At 54.4% G+C, this 15982-nt stretch carries 11 protein-coding genes; 2 read left to right on the plus strand and 9 right to left on the minus strand.

The window, feature by feature from the left end:
* Positions 1 to 284 precede the first annotated feature (284 nt).
* Entirely contained in the window at positions 285 to 1346 is a 1062-nt protein-coding gene (locus WC811_RS00860; protein WP_372639910.1) for a rhamnan synthesis F family protein, read from the plus strand.
* A 409-nt stretch (positions 1347 to 1755) separates the two neighbouring features.
* On the opposite strand, the gene WC811_RS00865 is transcribed toward WC811_RS00860, so the two are convergent.
* The 9 genes from WC811_RS00865 to WC811_RS00905 all read right to left on the minus strand — a co-directional run bounded on the left by WC811_RS00865 (position 1756) and on the right by WC811_RS00905 (position 14326).
* A complete protein-coding gene (locus WC811_RS00865; protein ID WP_372639912.1) occupies positions 1756 to 3225 on the minus strand; it encodes a glycosyltransferase family 2 protein in 1470 nt (489 codons plus the stop codon).
* Between the two features lie 257 nt (positions 3226 to 3482).
* Entirely contained in the window at positions 3483 to 4352 is an 870-nt protein-coding gene (rfbA, locus tag WC811_RS00870) for a glucose-1-phosphate thymidylyltransferase RfbA (protein ID WP_372641722.1), read from the minus strand.
* 5 nt (positions 4353 to 4357) lie between these two features.
* On the minus strand, positions 4358 to 5308 hold the full coding sequence (gene rfbD / locus WC811_RS00875) for a dTDP-4-dehydrorhamnose reductase (RefSeq protein ID WP_372639914.1): 951 nt from the start codon (positions 5306 to 5308) through the stop codon (positions 4358 to 4360).
* A complete protein-coding gene (rfbB, locus tag WC811_RS00880; protein ID WP_372639916.1) occupies positions 5308 to 6399 on the minus strand; it encodes a dTDP-glucose 4,6-dehydratase in 1092 nt (363 codons plus the stop codon). Before rfbB ends, rfbD begins: the two co-directional genes overlap by 1 nt.
* A 23-nt stretch (positions 6400 to 6422) precedes the next feature.
* Positions 6423 to 7034, minus strand: a complete 612-nt coding sequence (gene rfbC, locus WC811_RS00885; RefSeq protein WP_372639919.1) for a dTDP-4-dehydrorhamnose 3,5-epimerase — start codon at positions 7032 to 7034, stop codon at positions 6423 to 6425.
* Positions 7035 to 7547: 513 nt separating this feature from the next.
* The gene (locus WC811_RS00890; RefSeq protein WP_372639922.1) at positions 7548 to 8609 is read right to left on the minus strand and encodes a glycosyltransferase family 2 protein; all 1062 of its coding nucleotides are present in this window, start codon (positions 8607 to 8609) and stop codon (positions 7548 to 7550) included.
* 298 nt (positions 8610 to 8907) lie between these two features.
* Positions 8908 to 10062 carry a Rad52/Rad22 family DNA repair protein gene (locus WC811_RS00895; protein WP_372639924.1) on the minus strand — a complete coding sequence of 385 codons (1155 nt, stop codon included), beginning with the start codon at positions 10060 to 10062 and terminating at the stop codon, positions 8908 to 8910.
* An 85-nt stretch (positions 10063 to 10147) separates the two neighbouring features.
* Entirely contained in the window at positions 10148 to 10684 is a 537-nt protein-coding gene (locus WC811_RS00900) for a hypothetical protein (protein ID WP_372639926.1), read from the minus strand.
* A gap of 723 nt (positions 10685 to 11407) precedes the next feature.
* Positions 11408 to 14326 carry a caspase family protein gene (locus WC811_RS00905; protein ID WP_372639928.1) on the minus strand — a complete coding sequence of 973 codons (2919 nt, stop codon included), beginning with the start codon at positions 14324 to 14326 and terminating at the stop codon, positions 11408 to 11410.
* 213 nt (positions 14327 to 14539) lie between these two features.
* Here WC811_RS00905 and WC811_RS00910 point away from each other — a divergent pair, with 213 nt between their 5' ends.
* A complete protein-coding gene (locus WC811_RS00910; RefSeq protein ID WP_372639930.1) occupies positions 14540 to 15979 on the plus strand; it encodes a CHASE2 domain-containing protein in 1440 nt (479 codons plus the stop codon).
* The last annotated feature ends 3 nt before the right edge of the window (positions 15980 to 15982 follow it).

Raw genomic sequence — 15982 nt, forward strand, 5'->3', positions numbered from 1 at the left:
CAAAAAATCGCTAGAAAAGGCTTGTGGCCCAAGCTGCTTTGAGCATAATCCAAGTGGAAATTGAGGGATGTTTTCGGTTTCTATGCGGCTTTAACGAACGTAGGAAAATTCGCGAAGGTTCGGCTAAAGAATCTCATTTCGGAATAATGGCTAGTGGCCCCATTTGTATTGCTATTAGAAATTGACATACATTAAGGTATTTTTGAATCCAATCAGCAACTCAAGTTGCGTCGCGGAAACATATGCCTTTGCTAAATAACATTGGCATGAGAATTTTGAGGTATATGAGTGTTAGCGCTCTCTACCGAAACGATCTTGGCTTAAACGATATTCGCAAAGCCTGCGGACGCTATGCTGAGTTTTATTTTCAATTGGTTATTAAACTTAAAGCGCTGTGGCGATATCCCCTGAGTGCAAAAAAAAGAAAACGCTATCTGATATCGCGAACTGGGGGTCCGCTTGTAATGGAGCACGGCGGTGAAGCCGCAATCGTCGTTCCATTTGATTTTTCCTCGACACTTTCGGTCGATCGAGTGGCCGTAATATTTCACTGTTTTTATGTTGATCTCGTTGATGAATTCATGCAATATTTCAAGAATATTCCTTGCGATGCGGATTTTTTTATCTCGACCGACAGCGCTGAAAAAGCCGAAGAGATAAAACTTCGCTTTTTCGGTCAGTTTAAAGGCTCGATAGACATAAGAATTGTTCCGAACCGTGGGCGCGACGTAGCTCCGAAATTTGTGACCTTTGCGGATGTCTACGAAAGATACAATATTTTTGTTCATCTACATACAAAGCAGTCTGCGCGTGCAGGGGCCAAGCTGGCGGGGTGGCGCGGATATTTTTTGGAAACGTTGTTGGGGTCACCAAAAATAATAATTTCGATACTTACACTATTGCAGGATCCTAAAATTGGAATCGTATTTCCCGCGACGTACAAACCGATACGCCCGTATATGAGTTGGGGGCGTAATGCTGCTAAAATTAGGCCCATCCTCGCGCGCTTCGGATTGACCCTCAGTCTGGGGAATAATCGAATTGAATTCCCTTCTGGTTCGATGTTTTGGGGGCGGTCCAATGCAATAAAGCCAATACTTGACCTCGGGTTGACGTTTGATGATTTTGACCTCGAGGCTGGCCAAGTAGACGGCACCTTGGCGCACGCCATCGAGAGGGTAATACTATACTCCTGCGAAGTAGCAAATCTCGAATGGCGGAAGATCTCCAAGCCGTATTTGGCCGTTCCTGGAGATACTTTAATTCGAATAACTTCTTTAGCCTCAATAAAGGAAGCACGGGAAAAAGTTTTTATTCCGGTTATACCGCAGGTGCCCGGGGACTAAGCGATTGCCATTATTTTTATGAAGGAACTCCATCTTACTTAAACACATCAGTCAACTTTTTGAACGGCTGCTATAGCATCTATTGATGGATAATATTCTGGATTTTTTCTTCAAGCTCGCTCGTCCAGCATTGACCGGGGAATGGCCTTCTCCCATTGGGTGGCTCTCACGTTTGAAGGTCTTTAAGCCCTTGGCCTCGATTGGACGGAGCCTATGTGTGGAGGACGAAGGAGCCAATGATCGCGTAGATAAACATGCATCCATGGTCGGCAGGTAAGACCTCGGGCGCTGGAGTTCGGTGTCGAGCGAAGCGTGAGGTAATCGGCGATATTGAGCCAGTGCTGCGCGACACAATCATCTATATTGCGTAGTCTATTTGACCGTGCGTTCAAGCCCAAGGGCGCTTGTTTCAGCAGCCTTCCCCTCGAAACTGGGCGTTAAAAGCGATCTCTGGTACATTCGAAGATACCTGCGAGTACGAAACGCCGAGGTGACGGCAGCCGTGTAGAAGATCATCGTCGGCCTCTGGTGCATTAGAAATCACGAGGCTAACTCCAAACGTTCTGAGAAACTGGAGTGATCCTAATTTATTAAGGACGTCGTGGGATAATATCGGAATACTCGGGGAGAAATCTCCGCGCGGCGCATCCGCAAGGATTCCATGAACGAGCAAGGTGACGTCGGTACCCCCCGACGAAAGCTCGTTGGCATTCCGAATTATGAGCGTCTTTGCATCGAGGCTGAGATGTTCGGGCATTGTTATGAGGATATGTTGAATGCTTCGCTTCGACCTTAGAATTTCACTGAGCGGATTGCGGCGTGCAAACATTCTCGCTGCCTGTTCTCCTAGGTTCGCTGTGCACTGCGTCCAGGCGTTTTGTAGCAACAGGCGAAGCGTCGTCGCCTGGATGCCGTAGTGTTTGCGGAGAGCGTTGCTTATCCTGATGTGCTCCTCATAAAACGCTGCGCCCTTGAGAGCGGCGACGGAACTGTTCTTGCCGTGCAGCCGAAAATAAGACCGTGCACCCGGCTCGTATGCGATGCGACCTCCTCGAGCCAAATTGCTATAAAGGAACCAGTCACCGCAGATCGTATATGTGCAGAGTTCGGATAGGAGGTCCGAGCTGATGCGCTGGCGCCGAAAAATACAGCCGCCTACATTTGCTATGACGTTTTTCGCGCCGAATGGGCCATTGAACCAGGCATAAGCACTCGCGATTCGTGGTTCTCGCCAAAAAGTAGAGAGATCCAGGTGATCGTTCTTTTCGCGAATCGGGTTGCCGTCCGCATCGATGTAATCAACACGTCCAAATGCCAGCATGATGCTTGGGTCGTTGAAGTATGATGCGAGTTCCTGAAGAAAATTGGAATCGCAGCTATCGTCGCTCTCGCAAATCCAGACAAGTTCGTTCTGGGCGAGATTCAGGCCTTTGTTCCATTGGCTGAAGATGCTGCCGGAGTTTGTTTCATTGAAGACAGTGGTGACGGGAAACGGCAGTGCAGATGCAATTTTCTGAATGACGTCCTTGCTATTGTCCGTTGATGCATCATCCAAGATGATCAACTCGCTGACACCGAGTTTTTGGTCGAGAATTGAGCGAACGCGCTCTTCGAGAAAGCGCGCATGGTTGTAATTGGGAATGATCGCAGAGATCGCGGGGTGGCTTGTTTTTGGCTGTTCTGCGTGTCCGTCGGTCGGGCCGACTGTTGGGCTATGGATTTGAGGATTAAGCGCCCGAAATATTGGGTCTGGCTGTGGGCGTAGAGTAATATAACTGCCGAGTTCCAACGCCTCGAGACGTTGAGCACGATAAGCTTTTCGCTTGCGAGCGTTCAGGGGATGACGCAAGAAGGCCGACGCCTTTGCAAGCTTCTGCAAGGGCCTGAGCGTCCAAACGGGCGCGGGCAATTTGATAAGGCGTTGTATCGATGAGGTGATACGTATCACGATCGTCAACCTGCTGGTCCGCGAAAATTTTCTTTTATCGAATGTCTTGTACCCTTCCGACCAAACTTTCGGGGTGTCGCGTGAGGCTTGAGAATAGAAACCAAATTTTGAAGACACTTCCAAGAAAATCGGCCAAGAAGATCAATGGCCGCGATTGCATCGTAGGCCCACAGAAGACGCGCGATGGGTCAGTCGATTGTCAGGACACGCCGGACGTATTCGGCATAAGCGCTCTTGCCTAGACGGCCGAGCGACGCCGACACTTCGGCTGGCGTTAGAAAGCCCATATGGATTGCAATTTCTTCTGGGCATGAAATTTTGAGGCCCTGGCGGCGTTCGACGGTCGCGATGTAATTGCCGGCGTCCATCAGACTTTCAAATGTTCCCGTGTCGAGCCAAGCGAAACCTCGGCCCATTCTTTCGACGTGGAGAGCGCCGAGTGAGAGATACATCTCATTCAGGGTCGTGATTTCGAGTTCACCGCGTTCTGACGGTTTCACCTGCGACGCGAGTTCGACCACCTGCTCGTCATAGAAATAGATTCCGGTCACTGCCCATCTCGATTTGGAATTCTTCGGCTTCTCGACGATAGATTGCGCTTTTCCGGACGCATCGAACGTAACGACGCCATAACGCTCCGGATCGGCAACTTCATAGGCAAAGATCGTTGCGCCGCGTTCGCGAGAAGCCGCATTACGCAGCATATCGACGAGGCCGTGACCATAGAAAATGTTGTCGCCGAGAACGAGAGCGCAACGATCACTGCCGATAAAATCGCGGCCGATGATGAACGCCTGCGCTAGTCCCTCAGGTGCCGGCTGCGCGGCGTAACTCAAGCGAACCCCAAACTGCTCGCCTGACCCGAGCAGATTTTTGAACAGCGGTTGGTCGTGCGGCGTCGTTATGATGAGAATGTCGCGAATGCCCGCCAGCATGAGCGTCGACAATGGGTAATAGATCATCGGCTTGTCGTAGATGGGAAGCAATTGCTTCGAAATCGCCAGCGTCAGCGGGTAAAGCCGCGTGCCGCTGCCACCGGCCAGAATGATCCCCTTCAACGTGCTCATCTTGATTGACCGACATCCTGTTGCAGACATTGTGTTGTTTCGTCGCGAAGCGGACCGATGAGCCGATCGAGCCCGTCCGATAAGGCTTCCGACCAAGGCCGAAAGCGGATGCCGTAGACGTCCGCGAGTTTGTCGGTCGAAAGCACGGAATAGGCGGGACGAAGGGCTTTTGTCGGGTACTCGGTTGTTGCGATCGGAAGAATCGCAGCGCGTGGCCCTCCTCTCTGCGCGGCGCCGTCGATGATTGCGCTGGCGAAGGCATGCCACGTCGTCTCACCGCTGTTGACTGCGTGGAACGTGCCGAAGATTTCTGGATCTGATGGTGACGCGCCAAGACTGCCAATGATTTGCCGAACCACCTCGGCGAGATCGGGAGCATAAGTAGGATTGCCGTGCTGATCATCGACGACGTTGATCTCAGGGCGTTCTTGGTTGAGGCGTAGAATTGTCTTCGCAAAGTTCGAACCGAACGGACTGAAGACCCAGGCCGTGCGTAGAATGATGTGCTTAGCGTTGACTGCGGCGACGAGACGTTCACCCGCGAGTTTGCTCTTGCCATATACTCCGGCGGGTGCCACCGCGTCGGTTTCGACGTAAGGCTTTCGTTTCGTTCCGTCGAAGACATAATCGGTCGAGAAATGAATGATCACTGCCCCGGCTTCGGCGGCAGCCTCGGCTGCGGCTTGTGCGCCTGTCGCATTTGTCGCGAAAGCGGCCTCGGGCTCGTCTTCGGCACGATCGACAGCCGTGTAAGCTGCAGCGTTCACGACGATGCTTGGACGGGTCGCGCGGATCGCCTGCGCCACGGAAGCCCGATTGCAAAGATCAACGTCCGGCCGACCGATTTTGACAACGTGATGCCCGGACGCACTCAACACCTCGTATAGAGAGCGGCTGACTTGGCCGTTCTGGCCGATGATCAGAACGCGTTGCTTGCGGGACGTCATCACTCGGAACTCTCCGAAAGTTCGGTTTCGACGAGCGCAGACTTATCAAGCAAGCCAAGTCTCGTTCCAGAATAGACGTTCTCGCGCAAAGGGCGCCACCACCAAGCGGTGTTCAAGTACCATTCCACCGTGGCTGCGATCCCAGTATCGAATGTTTTTTCAGCTCGCCAACCGAGTTCCGTCTCGATCTTGGTTGGATCGATGGCGTAGCGCCGATCGTGCCCCGGCCGATCGGCAACAAACGTGATCAGTTTTCGCCGCGCTGAATCACTCGGCACGTGAGCGTCGAGGAGATCGCAGATGCGCTCGACGACGGTGAGGTTTTCGGTCGGTGCCCGGCCGCCCACATTGTAGGTTTCACCAATCCGTCCGCGCTCCAACACGGTCACGAGGGCCTTTACATGGTCTTCGACATATAGCCAATCGCGGACTTGCCGGCCGTCGCCGTAAACCGGCAATGGCTTGTTTTCGAGCGCATTGAGAATAATGAGCGGGACCAGCTTTTCTGGGAAATGATAGGGCCCGTAGTTGTTCGAGCAGTTCGTTATCAGCGTCGGCAGGCCGTAGGTTTCGTGCCAAGCACTAACGAGATGATCGGATGAGGCCTTACTGGCGGAATAGGGAGATCTTGGATCGTAAGCCGTGCTTTCACGGAAAAAGCCGCCGTCGTCGAGACTGCCGTAAACTTCATCGGTCGAAACATGGAGAAATCGGAACGATGCGCGTCGCCCAGATGGCAACTCATCCCAGTAGCGCCGCGCTGTTTCGAGAAGGACATGGGTGCCGAGGATATTGGTCTTGATGAATTCCGCAGATGACGAGATCGACCGATCGACATGGCTCTCCGCCGCCAGGTGCATCACGGCATCGGGCTGGAAATCAGCGAATACGCGGTGGATGGCATCGATGTCGCAAATATCGGCTTGGACGAAACGGTAATTCGAGTTGCTGGAAATCGACGAGAGCGAATGCAGATTGGCGGCATATGTTAGCTTGTCGACATTCAGGACGTCCCAGCCCCGATCGCCGACGACATATCGAACAAGCGCTGAACCTATGAAGCCGGCGCCGCCCGTGACTATGACTCTCATCAGGATCTGTCCGATAGCACGAATTAAAACTTCAGGGAGAGATCGTTCAGCAAAGGCAGAACTGCATCCTTGTCCGAAATGATCGCGTGTTTGGCAGTGACTGGCCAATCGATTTTCAATTGCGGATCCGACCATAGAATGCCCGCTTCGGCCCCTGGAGCATAATAGCTCGATACTTTGTAGACGACTACAGTGTCCGGTTCCAAGGTACAAAAACCGTGAGCAAATCCATCCGGAATGTAAATCTGCAGACCGTTGTCGGCCGATATCTCTACGGCGACGTGACGGCCGTACGTGGAAGATGCTGGGCGTATATCGACAGCAACGTCCAGGATGCGGCCACTGCTAACACGCACGAGCTTCGACTGCGCATATGGCGGCACCTGAAAGTGGAGGCCGCGGATGGTGCCACTCATAGCGGAGAGCGAAAGATTATCCTGAACGAACTTATCGTCGATTCCCGCTTCAGCGAGAGTTTTGGCATTGTAAAGTTCGGTAAAATATCCCCGCGTGTCCGGATATCTCTTTGTTGCCAACAGCAGAACGTCAGGAATATCGAGTCGAGTAATCTGTGTCACAAAGTTATCCGAAAGTTCAATATTGACGTATGAGATGCATTCAACTTGCCCGAGCATCGATCGCTTTGAGTAGCCGATGTTAGATGCTACCGCAATCGGGTTCCTTCTGGCAAATGCTGTGCAGGCAAGGAAGCAGTCTAAGCCCGACAAGTGGGATCTTGCGGCGGGTCGCGGCCCAAAGGCTTTTGGAAACCGGGATCTCGTAGCTGAGTAATTGATATCTCAACGCTGTGGGCGACGATGTGTGCCGGGACGCTCCTCAAAGCTTATCATTTTTGTGACGGGTGTTTCCTCAAGCGAGATTCATTGAATTTTCGCTCTGCGTAAGGGCCGGCAGTTTCTGACTTGTTCAAGGGATAGCGTGGCATCGATTCCTTGGCTTGGCGCATGTCGAGATCGCGATAGGCCTCGAGCCGTGCGCCGACCAGTACGTTCGCCTCCCGTGCTGCGTGACTCTTGTACTTCAATCGCCTTGCGGATTTTCTCGGATTTGTCGAATGTGACGATGATGGCCGGGGCTTTGGGTTTGCTTAGGTCTCGGTCAAAGGAAACCAGTCCAATAAAAATGGGCTAAACTGAAGCCGGCGCGACAATTTGGCGACGGGCTGCAAATGCGGATTTGAAAAACCGGGTTGGGTGCATGCGAGCAGCGGCCGCGAGCGAGCGCAGTTTGAAGAAATCGATTCCACGGTGGTGGTTGGCGGCGAAAATGAGTGCTTCTTGATGAAGTTTCTTATTCTGCTTTTTGACTTGAGCTGGAGCGTTTTCGACCGTGCGAACCGCTGACAGCTTACGTTCATACGGTGCGGCGGGGTTGAAGAGGATAAGCATCGAGCGAAAGAAAGTGATGTGCTCGGGTATAAGTGCATCCAATAATTCATCGGACCAAAGATCTGGTGGGGCTGTCATCGCTGCCGAAGGATCGGGGCCGCCTAGTATCCGTGCCTTGTGGCAGGCTTGTGCGAGGGCCGCGGAGACACGTTGCTGAATTTTGTGCTTCTCGGAAACACTCTCACCGTGGATTCGGTGCAGGATGCCGTCAATCGGTAGATTATCTATTTTGGCTTTCTCTACGACTCTTAGCCATAAATCGTAATCTTCGGCGTGAGCAAACGCCTCGCGATACCCGCCAAGATCGAGTATGGGCTGCCGCCGCATCATGATCGTCGGATGGCACACTGCACAACTTCGTTCCAACTCTGCAGCAACAGCCGCTTCTCCTTGCACCAAAGTCGGAGTGTGAAATTCTCGACCTTCGCCGTCGATCAATTTCCTTCCAGTCCCGACCACCCAGACGTCAGGGTTCTGAGTAAGATATGTAAACTGCTTTGCAAAGCGACCTGGCAGACATATGTCGTCTGCGTCCATTCGAGCGATGATAGGTGCGGTTGCATTTTTGAGGCCATCGTTCAATGACGCAACGAGACCCTGACGGTTTCGGTCGATGATTCGAATGCGGCTGTCACGGTCAGAATAACTTTTGAGGATGTCAGCGGAGCGATCCGTCGAACCGTCATTGATGCAGATGAGTTCGAAGGGCGACAAGTCTTGTTCAAGAACGCTTTCCGTCGCTGCGGCCAAATATGGTTCCGCGTTATGGACGGGCATTATAACTGACAAAATTTCGTTCATAGCGCCCACCTCCCCGCTTGAACCTTATCAAGCGGAAGCGAGGTCAACAATGAATTGTTCCGGACGTCGATACTCGGCGCACCGAAGGCACCATTTTTGAAATGTCACGTTGCCAAGATCTTTACAGCAATGCGCCACCGCCTGCCAAGTACCCCAAAACGCTTGCGGGGCGATGATTTAGGTTGTCGCTGTGAAACGCAATTTCATATCGTCACTGACAAATCTGACGGGTAGCCTGCAATGATCGTAGCGAAAAGCGAGATTCCGAAGATTGTTGTTGTCAGGCTACTGGCCGTTTTCATTGCTTGTCGGTTTGCTGGGAATGTCTCCTTAGAGTCGGTTCGTTGAATTCCTGCTCGGTATCGGGATCGAACTCCACACCTTTTGTCTCGCCGGGGTGGTGAGATAGTTTCCACAGCTTGGCTGCGTGTTGCAAAGGCTGCGGCACTCCGTGACTGGTCCAGAACGCACGTTCGTCGCCGTAGCGATGCAGCTGGTCGTGGTGCGTCACGCAGAGGGAGACGGTAAACTCGTCTGATACCTTGTGACCCAATCCGTGCCGTTGCGCGAAGCGCAAATGGTGCGCCTGTGTCGGCTGGCGGCCGCAGATCAAACAGGGCTGTGTCGCGACAAAGGCAAGATGGGCGCGGTCGCGGATGCGCTTTGCTTTTGGAAGAAGGTAAGAACTGGTCGACGGTTCATTCGAGATCGCGGAAAGTCGATCCGACACCTCTTTTCCTGGAGGGGTTTCCCGGGCAATTTGACGGGCTCGGTCCTTAAGCGTGTTGATGATCCGTTCGGTCCGTTCGCTGTCGTGAAAGTCTCTATTGAGCGTTTTGAGCGCTCCGGCATTCGATGCCCAGAATGCATAGAGCTCATCGATCGACGTGAGTTCGTCGGCTTGGCGCAGGACTTCGCTGGTGAAGGCTTCGGGGTCTGAAAACAGCGTCTCTTTGCCATCAAGGCTAGTTACCACAAGTTCGGGTTCGGGCCGAGTCCGACCTCCGGCTGTTCGCAATCTCGTAACCTGAGACTGCCGACGGTCGTACAGCGCCAGGCCAAAGGCATTGCCAAAGGTTGCGAGAGCCCGTTTTGTGGCGTCGGTCTCGGCAGACTTGATCGCCATCTCATGAGCCACTTCCGGCTGTGGTGATCGCCCCCACCCGGTGCCAAGTCCTTCCCGCACGGTCAAACCTTCTCCTGCCCGCACAGAAATGCGGACCTTGGTCGAATAGAAGCAAATGGTCTGCCCCGATTGATTGAGCGTCCAGTGACAATGAGCGGGAAGCGTCTGGCGGTCCCAATGCCCAAAGCCAAAGATTCGATTTGCTTCTGCTATGGCGTGCCAACCTTCGACGTAGGAGAGGGTTTCGCCGTTCACGTCCCGCGTCTTGACGTGACGTCTCTTGAGTTTGGCTTTGAGAAGCTTCGTCTGGGTGTCGGAAAAAGTCATGCGTGTTTCCTCGAGAAAGCCTTTGCCGCGCGGCGGCGGATTGATTGGGCTCGACGACGTGCGGGATTGGAGGTCGCCCTGCGTTTCAGGACTTTTTCGCCGGCGGAACGACCACGCGATCCGTTGGTGGCAAAAGTGCCTTGACGAGCGCCTCTTCCTTGCCGGACAGCCCATCTTGCGGGCGCCGCCGTCGTGCGCCCCCGTGAGCCAGAATGGCTCTTTCGAGCACATCGAACTGTGCGTCTGAAAAGTAGAAGACGACCGGCTTGGTCCCAGCGGGTTGCTGATTGAGAATTCTTGCGAGTTCTTTCGCCGTCGCCTTCTCGGCAAGTTCGAGAAGCTGTTGTCGGTTGCTGAAGGACAGGTAATCGCTCAAGACCACAAGCTTCGGCCATCCGAGCGCGGTCATCCGAGCGTCTTCGAGTTCGAGCTCTTTGTAGGTGCGATCCACACGCGCCAGAGCGGCCGCGTCCCCGCGTTCCATGCCTAAAAGTTTTGCGATCAAGGCGAAATACTCGGGGTATTCGTCTTCGATCTGGCGCAGGTTCTTCGCCACTGCGAGCAGTCCGTGCCCCGCGAGGCTCGCCATTAAATCGATTTCGATTTCATTCCGATTGCTCATTTTCGAACACTCCATTTGAATTGTGAGGTTCCGAAAATCGTACGAGAAATTCGACATAAGTCATTGAAAATGCGAATTATTATTCTGTTTTTTGCTCCAGATATTTCTCGAGCTTCCTGCAAACGTTTGGGCGTTCAACGATGCCAACAAACATGCGCGTTGTTGGATGGTAATTCGCTTTCGCAACATCGCCTGTGCTGTTGGGACGTTGATACGAGGCGGCAATAAAACAATGCGCGACGACCGAAGGTTTCTGACGCTTTCGCCCATGTCGGCAAGACAACTCAGGGCGTGTTTTTGATCGGCAGGTTCCGCGTTCGGGATTGTCTCGGAGGAGCGTCACGACGACCCGGAATGAACGACCGGGCGTAACGATCACTCAGGATCCGAGTGGCTACATTTGGGAATGCGGGAACCGCCAGCGTCGGCTGACTGGACGGCAAGCGCAGCGCTCTGTAGAGGCCGTTCGGCGGATACCAACGATGCCTACAGAGGCCTCCATTTTGCAAAATCGGCCATCGTTGCCTGTATCGAACTGGGTGACCAGGGAGATAGCCTCATCCGATCCCCTCAGTATCGTGGAAATCATACAATGCTTCGGCAGTTCGGGCGCGTTTTTACACGCCTTCACAAGAAGTACGCGACCGGCGTCGGTCCGACAGGACTCGATCTTGTTTGCAACGCACTCAAAGGCAGACATCTGGCAATTGACGCTAAGGGCCATTAGCGGACGACTGCGATATCAAAATCGGCGGAATCCCGTGGGCGATACATGAGCGGGTGTTGGCGTCCGCCCGTAAGGTCGCCGACCCGCTTCGAGGCGTATGCATCGAGAAGGGATGACGTAATGCGCCCGGTTTTGAAAAGGTCTGCCTTCCCCTCGGCAATGGCCTCGACGACGGCCTTGGTGAAGACGCCATTCTTCCAATCCGGGCTTTCATACGAGACTTCGCGCCCGCTCGATGAAGAGAAGATAACCATGTCCTGGCCGACTGCCGTCAGTTCACTGACGAGCGCGTTGGTGTCGACCGAACTTTGCCCTCCACCCGTAGCCGCATCGCCGGAATGACAGGCGTCGAGAAAGACAACCACGCGGCCTCTCAACGACTGCAGCGTGACATCGATATCTTCTCTTGAAAGCGCTGTGGCCGCGACGTGCTCTTTGTCCGTATCCTCTGTCAGAAACCAGAACCGATTGTGCGCGTCCGTTTCGCCATGCCCCGCGAGATAGACGACGCCGACATCGTGCCGCGTAACCTGATCCGATAGCCAAGCGAGACCTTCTTTTATTTTCCCCGTCGTCGCTTCCTGATCGGTTAGAGTCTTCACTTCGACAGAGCCGTAAAGCCCGTTCTCCTGACGTTTCAGAAGATTGCCGAAATCCTGCGCGTCTTTCGCAGCAAACTGCAGCTGCTTAATGCCCGAAATTTGATAATTGCTGATGCCGACTACGAGCGCGAACAGCTTGGGTTTCAAAAGATCGTCCTGCACCGGTGTGGCATCGACTTCGATGTAAAGTTTTGCGACGACACTTTTTCTGTTTGCCGCCCTGGCAACCAGCCCGACCTCAATTCTACCGGATGCCCCATCTGGGATAGGAACGTCGATCTTTCCCTTCACGGCTTCGGTATCTGCCGTTTTCGTCGGCGACTGGTGCACGTCGGTCGGCCGTCCATCGAGAAAGACATCCACGGAATCGACAGGGTCGCCAGACGGCGAGCGCAACTCGTAGTCAATTGAAACGTTTCCTGGCCGCTCATGCGCGCCATCGGCCGGAGATGTGATCGAGATTATGGGCGGAAGAAGCGCCGATACGTCGGGATTGAGCGCCGCCGGCTTACGGTTCGACACGGAGTTCGCGGTTTCGATGGCGGCGCCTTCGTCCAGTTTGGCCAATACTAATTTCACGATGTCAGGCCGATAGAACTGCTCGCGGAAGCGAGACATAGGAAAGAAGTCGGCGGCTTGGCGGAAGCCGCGATTGATATGCCAGCCGCCAAGGTTATCTCCGCCCGGCGATGACATGAAATATCCAGTCGGCGTCCAGGCGATCCATGCCAAGGTCTTCCGGTCCACGTAAAGGGCCAGAAGCTCCGCACCGTCTGTCAACCGATGCCATCTGACCGTACCATCGCCGTATGCCGCAACGAGCAGCTTGCCATCTCGCGAGACGTTCACTCCATAGGCCGGCGCCGGCGGCTTATATTGCCACGTAACTTTACCGAAACGGTCATATCGCCAAAGCTGGAACTCGGAGCCGAGGACGAATCCGCTGGCGTCCGGAATTTGCGCCATCGAGCGGAACGTCTCGTCGACATCGTGGTAGAGCGGAACGCCGCCCAATCTCGGATCGATCGATGCATCCCACCCGGTTACCGGAAGCAAATTTTCGATGGACGGGTGCAACGCGTTGCCCGCCACCGGGCTCCGAAACAGTCGCTCGTTGAGTAGATCGAACTCGACGGGGTCGTCCGCGCCGACTCCGAGCCCGAACCATAGGCGATCTGCATGGTCGGACGCGAGGAATGCCGAGTGCTTCTTTTCGTAGGCGTCGTAGTTTGCTGATTGGAGTTGCCATTGGGTCTGGCCGGCCGCATCAACCCGCATGAGCGTCTGACCGTAGGTCGCGATCAGAAAGCCCGAGCCACATCCCGCAATCGCCGAGATGGTGTCGTTTTTCAATTGCAGATCAGAATACGTTTGTCCGGGGTGCCAAATTCGCAGGACGCTGACGCCGGTATTCGTGTTTATGAAGCCGCCTCCGCCCGCGACATTGCCGTCGACCGAGGCCGTCAGAACGGCCAGCGGCGCATTAGGAAGTCCGGCTGGATCAAGCTGACCGACGACCTTCATCGATGCGGTGTCAATGGAAGGGGCGCCCGGAACATCGATCGAAGACGCAATCAGATACTGGCCCGAAGGATCAGCGACAAGGCCGTAGAGGCGGCCATATTGTTTGAAGCGCTTGGATGCGAGCAATCGGCCCTTGGGACTATACTTGCGGATCGTACTATCGAAGCTGGAAACGTAGAGGGAATAATCGGGGCCGAACGCGGCGCCATACGGGATGTCACCCAGAGCGCCGTCATGGAAGACCTCGCTGAATCCCTCGGTTTCCAAGACGTACACGTTGCCGCCCATCGTCACCGCCAATCGTTTTCCGTCAGCCGAGAAAATGAGGTTTTTGATGTCGTAGGGAAAGTTCCCGATCCGCTTCAGCAACGCGCCGTTGTTGGGATCGAAGATATATATGGCATTGTCGGTGGTTCCCCCGAGCGTTTGCGGCCTCCTCGATCGCTGCACGGCCACGTCCCAGCCGCCTGTCACGACGAACCGGCCGTCTGGAGACACCGCTACCGCACGTAGCTTGCCGCCGTTTCCTGGTCCGATTGGAGGTCTGAGAACGCTGAGGAGGCTGCCATCGGCCCGATAGACACGCGCCGTCTTGTCCTCGCTGGCCGTCGCGAAGATATTACATTTGTCGTCAGCCGAGAGGCGATTGATCTTGGCAGTATTGACGCCGCTTTCGATCCGGAAGATCGGGTCGACCGGGGGGCAATTGGCAATTGCCTGAGCCAATTCGTTTCCGGAGGGATCGGTCTGGGCCGGAGCGAGACAGCCGCCGGCGATCAAGCTTTTCACCGTAGATGCAGCCGAACCAGATTCACTCGCCTGGGCGCGGACAGAGAGGCTTGGGACCAGTAGACAAAGCAGCCCGACGGCGCGAAGAAAGTTGCCCTGAACGCACATGCCTGTTCCCCGTTGACGCAAACCGATGATAAAGATCCCGAATACTCGGTTCAATGACTATGGCTGTGTGCCGCGCGGGCATTGGTGGAAACCAGGGGAATTGGAATGGAAGAGGGTCGCACGTCCGAGCCGGGGCGCATTTCGCTGGAATCGCTCGTATCGAATCTCCCGTTCGGTCTAGCTACCTTCTTGGCAGGAATTTTAGCGGTCTTCGCAGCATTCTATTTCAGCCGGGAAACGCTCAGTAAAATTCCGGAACTGCTAAATATTAATTTCGGTTATGACAGGCAACTGCGCGACACGATGCCAAATCGAGGCATGTCGACCGGCGGATTGCCCGTTACGTTTGTCGATGTCGATGCGGCGGCCGTCGAAAAATGGAGTCCCGCCACGCGGACAACGCCGCGCGAGAAAATCTCTGCCATCGTCCAAAAGCTCCTGGATCAAAAGGACAAGAATCCGAAGCTTATTTTCGTCGATTTTGATCTCTCGGGCGGAGCGTTGGATGCAAGCGATAAACCGCTTCTGGATTATCTTGCCAGATATCCCCCGGATGCGCCGCCCCTGCTTCTGACGCGATCATTGCAACCTCTCGATTGCGAAGCGGGCGAGTGCGCGGAGCAGAGATGCGCCGGGATCGACAACCAAGAAGCAGGAACTAAGTCCACCGGAGATGGCACTACGTCGTTTGCCTCAAGGACTGCCGGTAAGGCGAACGTCATCTGGGTCGCTAGTGTCTTTGCTCCGGATAAGGATGGCGTTGTCCGAAGTTGGCGGCGGTGGGAGGCCATATGCCGAGAGGGATCGCCAATATTGCTCCCGTCTCCAGGACTTGTGGCTTCAGCTCTCGCTAGTGCCCATCCGGCGGGCCTAGCCTGCCTCGCAAAATATCTCGAGCAGCACGGCAAGACGGACCTTCAAGTCACAGGCCAATGTCAGAAAACGTGGCCAGCAAACAAAGGGCCTTATCAGGAGCTTCTTCCGTTCATCATCGGCGGCCCGGCACAAGCCCGCGTTTCAGACTGGATGTCGACCAACGAATTTCGATATCAGCGCATTCGCGCCGAAAGCCTGCTCGAAAATCAGGTCGCGGAAACATCGTTTGATAACAGGGTCGTCGTCATCGGTGCGAGTTACGGCCCCGACAAGCTCGCAACCCCCTTGGGGATGATGCCGGGCGCAGCCGTGATTGCAAATTCAATCGCAGTCGCCCCCGTCGTGCTCGATACGATGCCTGCAGTTTTTGCGACCGTCGCTTTTACACTTGGACTGGGTGTCGCCTTTATCTGGATCGCCAAGTTTTTTCGCGCCCTCCCCGCGGCCGGCCTCATCCTGGCGTTGAGTTACGTCTGGCTTTCACTTGCCACGTCTGCGCTCAGTGCATCTGATGCGATAAATGTTTTGAGCAAGGCGTTTGGCCTTCTAGGCGTATTCTTGGCCATCGAATCTTTGGTCGAGATTGCTGTCGATTTTTTCAAAGGCGAGGGATTTCGTGCGTTGCTCCGCCATGGGCATAAGAAAATAGGTGAGGCAGAAGATGCGTGAGCC

The organism is Hyphomicrobium sp., from assembly GCF_041659645.1.
GTDB lineage: Bacteria > Pseudomonadota > Alphaproteobacteria > Rhizobiales > Hyphomicrobiaceae > Hyphomicrobium_B.

Coding starts and splice junctions, on each gene's coding strand:
- WC811_RS00860 (WP_372639910.1), top strand. CDS start 285: ATGAGTGTTAGCGCTCTCTACCGAAACGATCTTGGCTTAAACGATATT.
- rfbD (WP_372639914.1), bottom strand. CDS start 5,308: ATGACGTCCCGCAAGCAACGCGTTCTGATCATCGGCCAGAACGGCCAA.
- rfbB (WP_372639916.1), bottom strand. CDS start 6,399: ATGAGAGTCATAGTCACGGGCGGCGCCGGCTTCATAGGTTCAGCGCTT.
- rfbC (WP_372639919.1), bottom strand. CDS start 7,034: ATGCTCGGGCAAGTTGAATGCATCTCATACGTCAATATTGAACTTTCG.
- WC811_RS00890 (WP_372639922.1), bottom strand. CDS start 8,609: ATGAACGAAATTTTGTCAGTTATAATGCCCGTCCATAACGCGGAACCA.
- WC811_RS00895 (WP_372639924.1), bottom strand. CDS start 10,062: ATGACTTTTTCCGACACCCAGACGAAGCTTCTCAAAGCCAAACTCAAG.
- WC811_RS00900 (WP_372639926.1), bottom strand. CDS start 10,684: ATGAGCAATCGGAATGAAATCGAAATCGATTTAATGGCGAGCCTCGCG.
- WC811_RS00910 (WP_372639930.1), top strand. CDS start 14,540: ATGGAAGAGGGTCGCACGTCCGAGCCGGGGCGCATTTCGCTGGAATCG.